The organism is Actinocorallia sp. B10E7, from assembly GCF_039871655.1.
Lineage (GTDB): Bacteria > Actinomycetota > Actinomycetes > Streptosporangiales > Streptosporangiaceae > Actinocorallia.
Window position 1 is genome coordinate 185,284 of record NZ_JBDPLZ010000003.1, and the last position, 12,720, is coordinate 198,003.

The window sequence follows — 12,720 nt, forward strand, 5'->3', positions numbered from 1 at the left end:
TCCTACAGGTAGAGGCTGATCGGCATGAACTCGACCATCGACGCGAAGTCCAGCGGTCGGCGCGCGATCTCGCGGTATTCGGTGTGCAGCGTCTCGACCACGTCGAACCCGGCTCCGCCCGCGTCGAGCGCGGTCCGGCTGGCCCGCAGCAGGACCCGCACGGTGTCGGCGATGGCCTGGTCCCGCACGCTCCACAGCGGGACGCCGACGGCTCCGGCTCCCGAGGCCGTCAGCGAGCGGAGGAATCCGACGACGTCGCCGCCGCCGGTCTGCTCGCCCTGCCCGGCCAGGCAGGCGCCGAGCACGGTCAGCCTGTTGCGCGGCAGCCGCAGCCGCAGCGCCAGGTCGTACTGGGTGAGGCGGTCGCCGCCGAACTCCAGCGAGGGGCCGATCTGGCCGCAGGAGCGGTCATAGGTGCCGTGCCCGGCGTAGACGAAGAACTCGGGTTTGACGGCGCTCACCGCGGCCAGCGCTCCCCAGTCCGGATCGAGCCGTCTCACTCCCGGCTCCAGCCCGTCCGGCACATCGCCCACGATCAGCGTTCGCTCGGCCGGCCAGCCGGTGCCGACCACCTCCCGGCCCGAGACGCCGTCGCGGGCGACGATGACCGCCGCGAGGTCGTCGTCGGGCTCTACGGGCTGCCGCTTCAGCAGATGACGGCCTCGGGTGACGAACGCGGTCGTGCTCACCGAATGCGACAGCGGCACCCTGGCGGCCAGCGGCGTCCCCATTCCCGCGTCTCCCGGCGGGACGGCGATGTGCAGCGGGACCGTGAAGATGTCGTCCGTCGGGATCATCACCAGATGCCCGGGAAGGCCGTCGGCCGTGATGCCGTCCCACACAGGAGCGACGAGCAACTCCCAGATCCGCTCACACTCCGGACGGGACGGGGCCCGCTCGACGGGCAGATCCTCGGCGAGCGCACGCAGTCCGTCCGCGCCGCAGAGGTCCGGAACGCAGTCGAGCCGGCCGCCCCGGATGACGAACGCGCCGATCCGGACGGCACCGGCTGGACCATGGGCGAAATACCGGACGATGCAGGTGTCAGGGTGGTTGACGGTGTACATGCGGACCCGGTGGGCGATTTCCGGGTCGTGGGGCGCGGTCTCCAGTGGCCTGCGCAGGAACTGGTCCTCGAACTCGCGCTGCCGCCGTTCCATGGCCCTGACGAATTCCGCGCCGCCCACGCTCTCCCGAAGCGCGGCGCGGCGGGTCCCGTCGCCCCCGACCCGTCCGGACGGGAGGGGCTCGGCCTCGGGCAGCGGGGGAGGCGGGGAGTCCAGGAAGGGCAGGGCGGAAGCCGACATCAGATCGAGCAGTTCGCGGGCGGAGGACTCCTCGGTCAGGCCCAGTGCCTCTTCCAGCCGCTCGAGCGGCCGGAGTCCGGGTTCCTCCTCCCCGGTGAGGAGCCGGGCGATCCGTTCCAGGTAGTTCGGTCGGACCGCCGAGGCGTAGGCCCGCTTGTAGGCGGGGAGGGCCACCACCCGGCGAATCGAGTCGGCCATGACCTGCCGCTGGACCGGGACCTCGGCCGCGAGCGCGGAGTACCGCTCGGACCAGCCCTCGGCCTCGGCCCGCGCCGGGTCGAGCGCGTCGACCAGAGAGGCGAACAACCGCACCGTGTAGGCGTGGATCTCGATGTCCATGCCCGCGCTTCTGCCACCGGCGGCGCCTCCGGCCAGCTCACGCAGCAGGCCGTGCAGTTCGGACGCGCCCTGGACGCCGCCCTTCAGCCGGGCGAGGTGCTGGCGTGCCATCTGACGTCCGCGACGCCACTCCCCGTCGAGGAGCTGCCGGTACAACCCGGGTGCCTGGGAGGGGTCGAGCTGCGCCTGATGGTTGAGCGACTGGCCGATCCGGTACCAGTCGCCCAGCGTTTCGGAGAGGCGCAACGACGCCAGCGAGGCGCGCCCGGACTCCTCGGCGCGCCCTTTCTCCTTCTCGCCGACCGCCACGTTGTGCCGCAGGTTGGACAGCCCGCGCAGGAACTCGCGTTCCCGGGTGGCGGCCTCGTCCGAGCCGACCCGCCGCAGGATCTCCTCCGGGTCGTGCAGCGCCTCGGCGTCGGCCAGCGCCCGCCGCCACTGGTCGAGCATCGTGTCGAGCCGCTCCTCGATCACCTCGGGCGCGGCGGTCTGGCGGCGTTCTTCCAGCTCCGCCCGGTAGAGGTTGCCCCGGAGGTCGGGCAGGCACCACCACAGCCCGCGGTCGGACGCGAGCCGCTCGGCCGTCTCGAAGTGGATCCTGGCCTGGGCGAAGTTGCCCAGCCGGTAGTGGATCCGGCCCGCGCCGTCCTGCCAGCGCGCCGCCGCATAGGGGGAGAACTCGTCGTCGTGCGGAACGGTGCCGTCCAGGCAGTCGGCCAGCAGCCGTTCGGCGTCACCGCGTGACAGCTCGATCAGGCGCAGTCCGTCGAGCAGCGCGTACTCGACGTCCGAACGCACGATGTCGCACCAGTGCGCGCCCACCCGCTCGGCCGCGGGGGCCTCGGCGGTGAACGCCCCCTGCATCCTGAGCAGGCCGATCGCGTACTCGTGGCGGAGCGGGACGTCGAAGTGGGCGTCGAAACGGGTGATCAGGTCGGCGGGGGTGTAACTCTGGGAGAAGTCCCGGATGTGATCGCTGTACAAACCACTTCCCCAAGGGTCAAGGGGTTTAGACGATCAGAAAGTACACGACCATGTGAGAATTCCGGGATGAACGAGAACATGTGGCGAGCGAGATATGAAGAAATTGTTGGCGAAATGCCCGAATTGTTCATTAATCCACCTCAAGCTCCCTATGAGATCCTGACGGACCCCGACGAGGTCGCCGGGGTGGAACGGGCGGTGGGACGCGCGCTCGCCGACCGGGGCCACCCCTCCGAGTGGGCGCGGACGGGAGTCGTCTACGAGGACCCCTATGGCATGATCCTCCGCGACGCCGTCCGGATGCCCGATGGCGGTCCCGGTACCTACATCCGTTTCGTCACCCCGGTCAACACCCCCGGGGTGGTGCTCCTCCCCGTCTGGCGGGGGCGGATCCTCCTCATCCGGCATTTCCGCCACAGCACCCGCCGCTGGCATCTGGAGATCCCCCGGGGCTCGGGCATGCCCGGCACCTCTCCGGAGGACAACGCCCGCCGGGAACTCCTCGAGGAGATCGGCGCCGAGGCCGCGGCGCTCACCCCGCTGGGCGTCGTCCATCCCGACACCGGGCTGACGGCCACCGCCGTCCACCTGTTCCACGCCGCCGTCGACGACTACGGCCCTCCGGAGGAGCACGAAGGCATCGACAGGATCATCCCGGCCACGCCGGCCGAGGTCGCGGACCTGATCAGGACCGGCGAGCTCACCGACGGATTCGCCCTGGCCGCCTACACCCGGGCGCTCCTGCACGGACTGGTCGGCCTGCCGGGCTGACGGGCGGGCCGCTCCCGGCATCGCCCCCGGTGAGGCACCATGAAGGGGTGGCGGGAATGCGGACTGCGGACGAGACGGGCCTGCTGGCGGACCTGATCGGGGACGGGGAGGTCGTGGTGCTCACCGGGGCCGGGATCTCCACCGAGTCGGGGATCCCCGACTACCGGGGGGAGAGCGGGCGGGCCCGTCCGTCGGAGCCGATGACCTACCAGACCTTCACGGGCAGCGCCGAGGCGCGGCGGCGGTACTGGGCGCGCAGCCACCTGGGATGGCGGCATGTCACCCGGGCCGCGCCCAACCACGGGCACCGGGCGGTCGCCGAGCTGGAACGGCGGGGGCTGGTCTCCGGAGTGATCACCCAGAACGTGGACGGGCTGCACCAGTCCGCCGGGTCGCGCCGGGTGATCGAACTGCACGGGGCGCTGGACCGGGTGATCTGCCTGTCCTGCGGGGAGCCGAGCTCCCGGGAGGCGCTGGACGGGCGGCTGCGCGAGGCCAACCCGGATTGGGACGCGGCGCCCGCGCTGGTCAACCCCGACGGGGACGTCTCCCTCACCGACGCCGAGACCGCGACCTTCCGCATCGTGGACTGCCTGACCTGCGGCGGGGTGCTCAAACCCGACGTGACCTTCTTCGGCGAGACCGTGCCGCGCGTCCGCGTCGAGGAGTGCTACCGGCTCACCGAGGCGGCCGGGACCCTGCTGGTGCTCGGCTCCTCCCTGACGGTCCACTCCGGCCGCCGCTTCGTCACCCGGGCCGCCGAGCTCGACATCCCCGTCGCGATCATCAACCAGGGCCCCACCCGGGCCGACGCCCAGGCGCTGTGCCGGCTGGACGCGCCGCTCGGCCTCACCCTCCGCGCCCTGCTGGAGCGCTGCGGGTGAGAACTACGGGGTAAGACCGGAGGTGCACCCGGAGGCCGGAGGAGCCGCCATGACCGACGTCTACCCGTTCGAGTTCGCCCCGCGCTACCGGAGGCTGCTGGGGCTGCTCGGCATCCGCCCCGACAACAGCCGGGTCGTGGTGGCGGACGGGGTCTTCTCGGCCCGCTTCGGCCGCTGGACCCTGACCACGCCCCTGTCCAACATCATGTCGGCCGTCCCCACCGGCCCCTACCGGGCGGTCAAGGCGATCGGGGTGCGGCTCTCCCTGCGGGACTCGGGGCTGACCTTCGGCAGCGCCCTGGACGGCGTGTGCGTGGCCTTCCGCGAGCCCGTCCGCGTCCTCGGCCCCCGCCCGCACGAGGCCCTCACCGTCACCGTCGCCGATCCCGAGGCCCTCGCCGCCCATCTCGGATCCCTCATCTCCCGGCCCTGACCCGGAGGTGACCGCCGCCACGGCGTTAGTGGGTTGTTTTCTCCTACTCACTGGAGCATGCTGTGCCCTAGTGGGTAGGAAAATCCAACTGAGGAGTGCGCGATGAGGGACGCTGTCATCGTCGAAGCGGTGCGGACGCCGGTGGGCAAGGGCAAGCCGGGGGGATCGCTGCACGAGGAGCACCCGGTCGACCTGCTGGCGCGGACGCTCGAGGAGCTGGTGGAGCGGGCCGGGATCGACCCCGTGCTGGTCGACGACGTCATCGGCGGATGCGTGACCCAGGCGGGGGACCAGGCGGCGAACATCACCCGGACGGCGGTGCTGGCGGCGGGATTCCCGCAGAGCGTGCCGGGCATGACCGTCGACCGGCAGTGCGGTTCGTCCCAGCAGGCGGCGCATCTCGCGGCACAGGGGGTGATGAGCGGGGCCTACGACGTCGCCATCGCCTGCGGGGTGGAGTCGATGTCCCGGGTGCCGATGGGGGCGGCGGTCCTGCCGGGCAGCGACCCGTTCGCGCCGCTCCGGCGCACCCGCTACCCGGACGGGCTCGTCGGGCAGGGCATCAGCGCCGAGCTCATCGCGGCCCGCTGGAAGATCTCGCGGGAGGAGCAGGACGCCTACGCGCTGGAGAGCCACCGGCGGGCGGCCGCCGCGTGGGAGCGCGGAGAGTTCGACCGGGAGGTCGCCTGGGCCGGGCGGCGGGACGAGACGGTCCGCCCCGGTACCTCGGCAGAGGCGCTGGCCGGGCTCAAGCCCGCCTACTACCACCCCTCCTACGAGGAGCGCTTCCCCGAGATCGGCTGGACGGTCACCGCGGGCAACGCCTCTCCCGTCAACGACGGGGCCGCGGCCCTGCTCGTCATGGGAGCCGACGTCGCCCAGCGGCTCGGCCTGAAGCCCCGTGCCCGCTTCCACTCCTTCGCGGTGGCCGGAGACGACCCGCTGCTGATGCTCACCGCGATCATGCCGGCCACCGAGAAGGTGCTCGCGCGGGCCGGGCTGCGACTGGAGGACATCGACCTGTTCGAGGTCAATGAGGCGTTCGCCTCAGTCGTTCTGGCCTGGCAGCGAGAACTCGGCGTCGACCACGATCGTCTGAACGTGCGCGGAGGCGCCATCGCCATCGGCCACCCCCTCGGCGGCAGCGGCGCCCGCATCATGACCACCCTCCTGCACGCGCTGGAGGACCAGGACGCCCGTTTCGGCCTGCAGACCATGTGCGAGGCCGGCGGTATGGCCAACGCGACGATCATCGAACGGCTGTGACAGAAATGATCTGATCCGCCCGGGCAGGGGGAGCGCGGCCGTGGACGGCGCACGGCCGCGCTTCACGGGAAGGTTCGGGTGTCCTGACGGAGGGGATGGTCCGCGGGGATCTCGACCAGGACGATCCGCACGCCGTCGGGGTCGGCGATCCACATCTCGAGCAGGCCCCAGAACTCGAGTTCCGGTTCGCGCAGGATGGTGACGCCGGCGGCCGCCAGCCGTGCGTGCTCGGCGTGGACGTCGCGGACCTGGAGCCAGAGCCGCAGGGAGTCTCCGGGCGGCTCGGGGGACTGGCCGGAGACCTCCAGGAAACCCGAGCCGAGGAAGAAGACGGTGCCGGGGGAGTCCTGAGGGCCGAACTGACGGTAGATCGCCAGGCCCAGCACGTCCCGGTAGAAGCTCCGGCTCCGTTCGAGGTCCGTCGGGCGCAGCATGACCCGGCTGCTCAGTACGTCCATGGATCAGATCCTCCACCCTCGGCGACCAGCGCGGGATGGCGGGGGTCGTCCACCTTCACCACGACGTCCGCCGTCCGCAGGGGCCGGGCCTCCCGCTGGTAACGGGCGTAGGCGGGCAGCGTCCAGGCCTCGTCCCCGCCGGTGCGCCGCGCCAGGGCGGCGGGGGAGAGGGCGAGGTGCACGGTCAGGTCGAAGGGCAGGCCGCGTCCGAGCAGCAGGGCCCCGTCCACCAGCACGACGCCTCCGGCCGGGACGTCCACGTACCGCGCCCGGGTGGCCCTGTCGCGGACCCGGTCCCACAGGGAGGGGAGCACCTTCCCGGTGCCCCCGGGTTCCAGCGGGCCGAGCACCTCGCGGAGCAGCCCGTTCACGTCCAGCCAGTCGTCGTAGAAGACATCAGGGTCGTCCCGCCCGAACTCGTAACGCAGCGAAGCCGGACGCAGAAAGTCCCACGCCGACACCCGGACGGCCTCCCGTCCCCGCTCCCGCAAGGGTCCGACCAGCGCGTCCGCCAGCCTCTCCGGCTCCGCCGCGGGAGCCCCGTCGACCGCCACCCGCAGCCGCCTCTCCCGAGGCGCCCTCTCCAGCCGGTCGCAGAGCTCCTCGACCAGATGCTCCGGTGAGATCGGCCGTGCTCGCATGTGTCGATTTTCTCACGGAGTACGCGGTCGCCTCATAAAGGACAGGCTCCGTGCTCAAGAGCGGCTCTAAACTTCAGCGATGGGACATGTCGAGGCCGCGCACGTGGAGTACTTCCTGCCGGACGGGCGGGTGCTGCTCAACGACGTCTCGTTCCGGGTGGGGGAGGGCGCGACGGTCGCCCTGGTGGGCGCCAACGGAGCGGGGAAGACGACGCTGCTGCGGCTGATCTCGGGGGAACTGAAGCCGCACGGCGGGAAGGTGAACGTCACCGGCGGGCTCGGCGTCATGCCGCAGTTCGTCGGATCCGTCAGGGACGAGCGGACGGTGCGCGACCTGCTGGCCTCCGTCGCGCCGCCGAGGATCAGGGAGGCCGCCCGGGCGCTGGACGAGGCCGAGACCGCGATGATGGAGCGGGACGACGAGTCCGCTCAGATGGACTACGCGCAGGCCCTCAGCGACTGGGCCGAGGTCGGCGGATACGAGGCCGAGACGTTGTGGGACATGTGCGCCATGGCGGCGATGGGGACGCCGTACGAGAAGGCGCAGTGGCGCGCGGTGCGGACGCTGTCCGGCGGTGAGCAGAAACGCCTGGTGCTGGAGGCGCTGCTCCGCGGCCCCGACGAGATCCTGCTGCTCGACGAGCCGGACAACTACCTGGACGTTCCCGGCAAGCAATGGCTCGAGCAGCGGCTGAAGGAGACCCGCAAGACCGTCCTGTTCATCTCGCACGACCGGGAACTGCTCGTCCGGACCGCGGAGAAGATCGTGAGCGTCGAGCCGGGCCCCGCGGGCAGCGACGTGTGGGTGCACGGCGGCGGGTTCGGCACCTACCACGAGGCGCGGGCGCAGAGGTTCGAGCGGTTCGAGGAGCTGCGGCGGCGGTGGGACGAGCAGCACGCCAAGCTGAAGAAGCTCGTGGTCGACATGCGGCAGTACGCCAAGCGCAGCGACGAGATGGCGTCGCGGTACCACGCGGCACAGACCAGGCTGCGCCGGTTCGAGGAGGCCGGGCCTCCGCCGGAGCCCCCGCGCAAGCAGGAGATCACCATGCGGCTGCGTGGAGGCCGGACCGGGGTGCGGGCGGTGACCTGCGCCGGGCTGGGGTTGTCGGGCCTGATGAAGCCGTTCGACCTGGAGGTCTTCTACGGGGAGCGGGTCGCGGTCCTGGGCTCCAACGGCTCGGGGAAGTCGCATTTCCTGCGGCTCCTGGCGGGTGAGGACGTCGCGCACACCGGCGCGTGGAAACTCGGCGCCCGCGTCGTCCCAGGGCACTTCGCGCAGACGCACGCCCGCACGGAACTGCTGGGACGCACTCTCGTGGAGATCTTGTGGGCGGACCACGCGAAGAGCCAGGGCGCCGCGATGAGCGCGCTGCGCCGCTACGAGCTGGACAAGCAGGGCGACCAGCGTTTCGAGACCCTCTCCGGCGGCCAGCAGGCACGCTTCCAGATCCTGCTGCTGGAGATGGGCGGAGCCACCGCGCTCATGCTGGACGAGCCGACCGACAACCTGGACCTGGAGTCGGCCGAGGCACTGCAGGAGGGCCTCGAAACCTACGACGGGACGGTCCTGGCGGTGACGCACGACCGCTGGTTCGCCCGCTCCTTCGACCGCTACCTCGTCTTCGGCTCCGATGGTGTCGTCCGAGAGACGTCCGAGCCGGTCTGGGACGAGCGCCGGGTGGTCCGGGACCGCTGAGCGGGTCCTTCCACGCGCAAGGGGCCTGCCCGTCTTCGACGGCAGGCCCCTTGCGCCGGAGCTTCTTCAGGAGGCCGCCTTGCGGAGGTGGGCGGCGACGGCGGAGACCCAGAGCATGCCGGTGAGGGTGCCGACGGCGAGGGTGAGGGAGCCTGCCTGGCCGCCGCTCATGGCCCAGCCGTCGCCGAGGATGAAGACGACGCCGACGATCCGGGAGGCGATGGCGCGGCCGCGGTCGCCGGTGCGGGAGAAGTGGTGGCCGAGGACGAAGCACGCGGCGATGAGGGCGGTGAAGGACACCGAACCGGCGACCATGTGCAGGACGGCGTGCCAGCTCATCTCCGCCGGGATTCCGGCCGGGGTACCGACGGGGAAGCCGTCCCCGGGGTCCATGGAGAACACGCCCGCGGCCATCATGCCGAGGCCGTTGACGGCGACCAGGCGGGGCGTCCAGGTGCCGCCGGGGGCACCGCGCATGGCGCGTCGCAGGCCGATCGCGCCGGCGACGGTCAGGGCGCCGCCGACCAGGAAGTTGGCGACCTGGAGCCAGCCGAGCAAGCCGGTGCTCAGCATGCTCAGCGGGTGGCGCGTCAGGTCGAAGCCGTCACGGGTGAACGCCTGTGCCAGCGAGACCGCGGCCCACAGGGGAGCGGCGACGGCGGCGAGGGTGAGCAGCGTCCGGGTGGACGAGGACGCGGCGGCGGTGGTGGGGGCGGCGTGCTGGAGGGTCGTCATGGCCCGTCTCCTTCGCGGATTTTCGGTGTCTTCACCAACGCGTCGCCTTGGAGATGTGACAGGGAATGCATTCCCTGTCACATCGGCTCGTTCGACGGACGGGCATAAGCGGAGACGATCTCCCCGAGCGAAGGAGCGGACATGCGTTACCTGATGACCACCAAGGGCGGGGCCGAGCCGGACGAGAAGCTGTACGCCGAGATGGGCGCGTTCATCGAGGAGATGACCAAGGCCGGCGTCCTGCTGGCGACCGGCGGCCTGGAGCCGCGCGGCCTCGTCATCACCTCCGAGGCCGGCGACATCACGGTGACGGACGGGCCGTTCCTGGAGGCCAAGGACGTGGTCGGCGGCTTCGCGCTGGTCGAGGTCCGCTCCAAGGAGGAGGCGATCGAGGTGGCCCGCCGCTTCCGGAAGATCGTCGGTGACGGCGAGAGCCAGATCTGGCAGGTCTTCGGCTGAGCCGCCGAGCCCGGCCGCGGAGCACCGTCCCCGCTTGCGTCCACGCGGGGGCGGTGCTCTGATCGTGCCCGTGACGGCCAGGGACACCCACCGCACGATCGACGCGGTCTGGAAACTCGAATCGGCGAGGATCGTCGCCGCGCTCACCCGGATGGTCCGCGAGGTGGGCCTGGCCGAGGAGCTCGCCCAGGACGCGCTGGTCGCCGCCCTGGAGCAGTGGCCCGAGCAGGGCGTCCCCGACAACCCCGGCGCCTGGATCATGACGGCGGCCAAACGCCGCGCCATCGACCACCTGCGCCGCACCGAGCGCCTGGAGCGCAGACAGGAGCAGCTCGCCCACGAACTGAGCCAGGACCGGGACGGCGACGCCGGGACGGGCGACGACGTCCTGCGCCTGATGTTCGTCTCCTGCCACCCCGTCCTCCCCGCCGAGGAGCGGGTCGCGCTGACCCTCCGCCTCCTGGCCGGCCTCACGGCGGAGGAGATCGCCCGCGCGTTCCTCGTCTCCGAGCAGGCGGTCGTCCAGCGCGTCGCCCGGGCCAAGCAGACCCTCGCCGACGCCCGGATCCCCTTCGAGCTGCCGCCCGGCGCCGAACTGGCGGACCGCCTGTCGTCCGTCCTCGAGGTGGTCTACCTGGTCTTCAACGAGGGCTACTCGGCGACCTCGGGCGAGGACCTGATCCGCCCCACCCTCTGCCTGGAGGCCCTGCGCCTGGGCCGGCTGCTGGCCGAACTGGCGCCGGCCGAGCCGGAGGTCCACGGCCTGGTCGCCCTCATGGAGATCCAGGCGTCCCGCTCGGCGGCCCGCACCGGCCCGTCCGGAGAGCCCCTCCAGCTCCACGAGCAGAACCGCGGCCGCTGGGACCCGCTGCTCATCCGCCGGGGCATGGCGTCCCTTCTGCGCGCCCGGGAGAGCTCCGCCCCGCCGGGCCCGTACGTGCTCCAGGCCGCCATCGCGGCGACCCACGCCCGCGCCCGCACGGTCGAGGAGACCGACTGGGCCCAGATCGCAGCGCTCTACGACGCCCTGATCCGGGTGGCGCCCACCCCCGTCGTCCAGCTCAACCGGGCCGTCGCCATCGGCATGACCCGCGGTCCCCAGGCCGCCCTGGACGTCGTCGACGTCTTGAAGAGCGACCCGGCCCTGAGGAACTACCATCTGCTCCCCAGTGTCCGGGCCGATCTCCTGGCCAAGCTCGGCCGGCACGCCGAGGCCCGCACCGAGTTCGAACGCGCGGCCTCCCTGGCCCGCAACGCCGCAGAACGCGCCTTCCTCCTCCGGCGCGCCGCGGACCTCCCCGCGCTCGAAGACGAGGGCGTCACCCTCGCCGAGGCCGTCAGAGACTTCCTCGCCCGCGATGAACTGACCCCCGCCACCCGCCGCTCCTACACCCAGACCCTCCACCGCCTGTGCCTGACCCTCGGCGACGGCACCCCTCTGACCTCGCTCACTCCCGAGCGGGTGGCCCAGGCCTTCGCCATCTCCTGGCCCGCCACGGCCCCCAAGACCTGGAACCGCCACCGCTCGGCCGTCCGCTCCTTCTCCGCCTGGTCCTCCGCACCGCCCCGCGCCTGGCTGACAGCCGACCTTTCGACGTCCCTCGACCGCCGTCCGGAGCCCCGCCTCGTCACGGCTTCGCTCCACCCGTCCGAGGTGGAGCTCCTCCTGGCCCGCTCCGACGCCTCCCTACGGGAACGCGCCCTGTGGCGCCTGCTGTACGAGTCGTCCGCCACGGTCACCGAAGCCCTCTCGCTCGACGTCGAAGATCTGGGCCTTCGACACCGGCCCGGTCACCTTCCGCCGCGCTGGGACCACGCCACCACGGAACTGCTCTCCCGCCTCACCGCGGGCCGGAGCCGGGGCCCGGTGTTCCTCTCCGACCGCAGGCCCGCCCCTTCCCGTACTCCTTCCGCGGCCGATCTGTGCCCGGAGACCGGACGCCGCCGTCTCTCCTATGAACGCGCCGAGTACCTCTTCAAACAGGCCACGAAGTCCCTGGACCCCTCGGGCCGGGGCTACACGCTCCACCAGCTCCGTCACGCCCGCCCCCGCTGACCACGACTGAAGGAACGGCCGAGCCGATGGACGAACTCGAGCACACCTACACCGGACGGCCTTACGTCGTGACGAACACCGCCGAGGAGGCCTCACAGGTCGTGCTGCGGCTCCGAGCCGGACGGGTGCCGGTGTGCGGGGGCCCGGAATGAGCGAGCTCGCCGCACGCCTCAGGGAAACGCCCCCCAAGGCGGGACGGACCCGCGTCGCGGCCATAGACGGACGGTCCGGGTCGGGCAAATCCACGCTGGCGGCCTCGCTCGCCCGCGAGTTGGGCGCGCCGGTCGTCAGCATGGAGGACCTCTACGGAGGCTGGGACGGACTCGAAGACGGGGTGGACCGGCTCGTCTCCGACGTGCTGGTTCCCCTGTCCGAGGGACGACGGGCATTCGTCCCGCGCTACGACTGGATCGCAGGGGCATGGGGAGCCCCGGTTCCACTCGACCCGCCCGCTGAACTCGTCGTGGAAGGCGTCGGGGCGGGCTGCGCACGCGCGGCACGGTACGTCAGCCTTCTCGTCTGGCTGGAGTTGCCGGAAGAGATCCGCAAACACCGTGCTCTGGAGCGCGACGGAGACACCTACGATCCGCACTGGGACCGTTGGGCGGCGCAGGAGACGGCGATGCTGGCGCGCGAGCACACCCCCGAACGCGCTGATGTGGTTATGGTCTTTTGAAAGCCGGACGCC

At 71.8% G+C, this 12,720-nt stretch carries 13 protein-coding genes; 9 read left to right on the top strand and 4 right to left on the bottom strand.

Translation table 11 applies throughout. The annotated features are described in order from the left end of the window. Nucleotides 1-2: 2 nt before the first annotated feature. Nucleotides 3-2,630: a CHAT domain-containing protein gene (locus ABGB12_RS10635; protein ID WP_347676485.1), complete on the bottom strand. Its 2,628-nt coding sequence runs from the start codon at nucleotides 2,628-2,630 to the stop codon at nucleotides 3-5. 114 nt (nucleotides 2,631-2,744) lie between these two features. Here ABGB12_RS10635 and ABGB12_RS10640 point away from each other — a divergent pair, with 114 nt between their 5' ends. The 4 genes from ABGB12_RS10640 to ABGB12_RS10655 all read left to right on the top strand — a co-directional run bounded on the left by ABGB12_RS10640 (nucleotide 2,745) and on the right by ABGB12_RS10655 (nucleotide 5,984). Next, complete coding sequence (locus ABGB12_RS10640; RefSeq protein ID WP_347676487.1) at nucleotides 2,745-3,401, top strand: NUDIX hydrolase; 657 nt, start codon at nucleotides 2,745-2,747, stop codon at nucleotides 3,399-3,401. A gap of 56 nt (nucleotides 3,402-3,457) precedes the next feature. Next, nucleotides 3,458-4,285 (top strand): NAD-dependent protein deacetylase, encoded by an 828-nt coding sequence (locus ABGB12_RS10645; protein ID WP_347676489.1) that lies wholly within the window; start codon nucleotides 3,458-3,460, stop codon nucleotides 4,283-4,285. Nucleotides 4,286-4,334: 49 nt separating this feature from the next. Further along, nucleotides 4,335-4,718 (top strand): hypothetical protein, encoded by a 384-nt coding sequence (locus ABGB12_RS10650; RefSeq protein ID WP_347676491.1) that lies wholly within the window; start codon nucleotides 4,335-4,337, stop codon nucleotides 4,716-4,718. A 102-nt stretch (nucleotides 4,719-4,820) separates the two neighbouring features. Beyond that, nucleotides 4,821-5,984 (top strand): thiolase family protein, encoded by a 1,164-nt coding sequence (locus ABGB12_RS10655; protein ID WP_347676493.1) that lies wholly within the window; start codon nucleotides 4,821-4,823, stop codon nucleotides 5,982-5,984. A gap of 62 nt (nucleotides 5,985-6,046) precedes the next feature. Here the strand turns inward: ABGB12_RS10655 and ABGB12_RS10660 are convergent, their stop codons facing one another. Both ABGB12_RS10660 and ABGB12_RS10665 read right to left on the bottom strand, forming a co-directional pair. Then, a complete protein-coding gene (locus ABGB12_RS10660) occupies nucleotides 6,047-6,442 on the bottom strand; it encodes a VOC family protein (RefSeq protein WP_347676495.1) in 396 nt (131 codons plus the stop codon). Beyond that, a complete protein-coding gene (locus tag ABGB12_RS10665) occupies nucleotides 6,430-7,083 on the bottom strand; it encodes a uridine kinase (protein ID WP_347676497.1) in 654 nt (217 codons plus the stop codon). Before ABGB12_RS10665 ends, ABGB12_RS10660 begins: the two co-directional genes overlap by 13 nt. A gap of 79 nt (nucleotides 7,084-7,162) precedes the next feature. On the opposite strand from ABGB12_RS10665, the gene ABGB12_RS10670 reads away from it, so the two are divergent. Then, nucleotides 7,163-8,782, top strand: a complete 1,620-nt coding sequence (locus tag ABGB12_RS10670) for an ATP-binding cassette domain-containing protein (RefSeq protein WP_347676499.1) — start codon at nucleotides 7,163-7,165, stop codon at nucleotides 8,780-8,782. Between the two features lie 66 nt (nucleotides 8,783-8,848). Here ABGB12_RS10670 and ABGB12_RS10675 read toward each other — a convergent pair whose 3' ends face one another. After that, a complete protein-coding gene (locus ABGB12_RS10675; RefSeq protein ID WP_347676501.1) occupies nucleotides 8,849-9,517 on the bottom strand; it encodes a DUF998 domain-containing protein in 669 nt (222 codons plus the stop codon). Nucleotides 9,518-9,658: 141 nt separating this feature from the next. Between ABGB12_RS10675 and ABGB12_RS10680 the strand changes: the two genes are divergently transcribed. From ABGB12_RS10680 to ABGB12_RS10695, 4 genes are read left to right on the top strand one after another with little or no spacing between them, the layout of a single operon-like run. Beyond that, nucleotides 9,659-9,976 carry a YciI family protein gene (locus ABGB12_RS10680; RefSeq protein ID WP_347676503.1) on the top strand — a complete coding sequence of 106 codons (318 nt, stop codon included), beginning with the start codon at nucleotides 9,659-9,661 and terminating at the stop codon, nucleotides 9,974-9,976. Between the two features lie 34 nt (nucleotides 9,977-10,010). Then, nucleotides 10,011-12,032 carry a sigma-70 family RNA polymerase sigma factor gene (locus tag ABGB12_RS10685; protein ID WP_347676505.1) on the top strand — a complete coding sequence of 674 codons (2,022 nt, stop codon included), beginning with the start codon at nucleotides 10,011-10,013 and terminating at the stop codon, nucleotides 12,030-12,032. Nucleotides 12,033-12,058: 26 nt separating this feature from the next. Continuing rightward, nucleotides 12,059-12,184, top strand: a complete 126-nt coding sequence (locus ABGB12_RS10690) for a hypothetical protein (protein WP_347676507.1) — start codon at nucleotides 12,059-12,061, stop codon at nucleotides 12,182-12,184. Next, nucleotides 12,181-12,708 carry a hypothetical protein gene (locus ABGB12_RS10695; protein WP_347676509.1) on the top strand — a complete coding sequence of 176 codons (528 nt, stop codon included), beginning with the start codon at nucleotides 12,181-12,183 and terminating at the stop codon, nucleotides 12,706-12,708. The genes ABGB12_RS10690 and ABGB12_RS10695 overlap by 4 nt, the downstream gene beginning before the upstream one ends. Nucleotides 12,709-12,720: the final 12 nt, after the last annotated feature.

What these genes read in the sequence shown, in the direction of transcription:
- ABGB12_RS10695 (WP_347676509.1), top strand. Translation starts at nt 12,181, where the DNA reads ATGAGCGAGCTCGCCGCACGCCTCAGGGAAACGCCCCCCAAGGCGGGA.
- ABGB12_RS10690 (WP_347676507.1), top strand. Translation starts at nt 12,059, where the DNA reads ATGGACGAACTCGAGCACACCTACACCGGACGGCCTTACGTCGTGACG.
- ABGB12_RS10670 (WP_347676499.1), top strand. Translation starts at nt 7,163, where the DNA reads ATGGGACATGTCGAGGCCGCGCACGTGGAGTACTTCCTGCCGGACGGG.
- ABGB12_RS10680 (WP_347676503.1), top strand. Translation starts at nt 9,659, where the DNA reads ATGCGTTACCTGATGACCACCAAGGGCGGGGCCGAGCCGGACGAGAAG.
- ABGB12_RS10665 (WP_347676497.1), bottom strand. Translation starts at nt 7,083, where the DNA reads ATGCGAGCACGGCCGATCTCACCGGAGCATCTGGTCGAGGAGCTCTGC.
- ABGB12_RS10655 (WP_347676493.1), top strand. Translation starts at nt 4,821, where the DNA reads ATGAGGGACGCTGTCATCGTCGAAGCGGTGCGGACGCCGGTGGGCAAG.
- ABGB12_RS10660 (WP_347676495.1), bottom strand. Translation starts at nt 6,442, where the DNA reads ATGGACGTACTGAGCAGCCGGGTCATGCTGCGCCCGACGGACCTCGAA.
- ABGB12_RS10675 (WP_347676501.1), bottom strand. Translation starts at nt 9,517, where the DNA reads ATGACGACCCTCCAGCACGCCGCCCCCACCACCGCCGCCGCGTCCTCG.
- ABGB12_RS10640 (WP_347676487.1), top strand. Translation starts at nt 2,745, where the DNA reads ATGCCCGAATTGTTCATTAATCCACCTCAAGCTCCCTATGAGATCCTG.
- ABGB12_RS10650 (WP_347676491.1), top strand. Translation starts at nt 4,335, where the DNA reads ATGACCGACGTCTACCCGTTCGAGTTCGCCCCGCGCTACCGGAGGCTG.
- ABGB12_RS10645 (WP_347676489.1), top strand. Translation starts at nt 3,458, where the DNA reads ATGCGGACTGCGGACGAGACGGGCCTGCTGGCGGACCTGATCGGGGAC.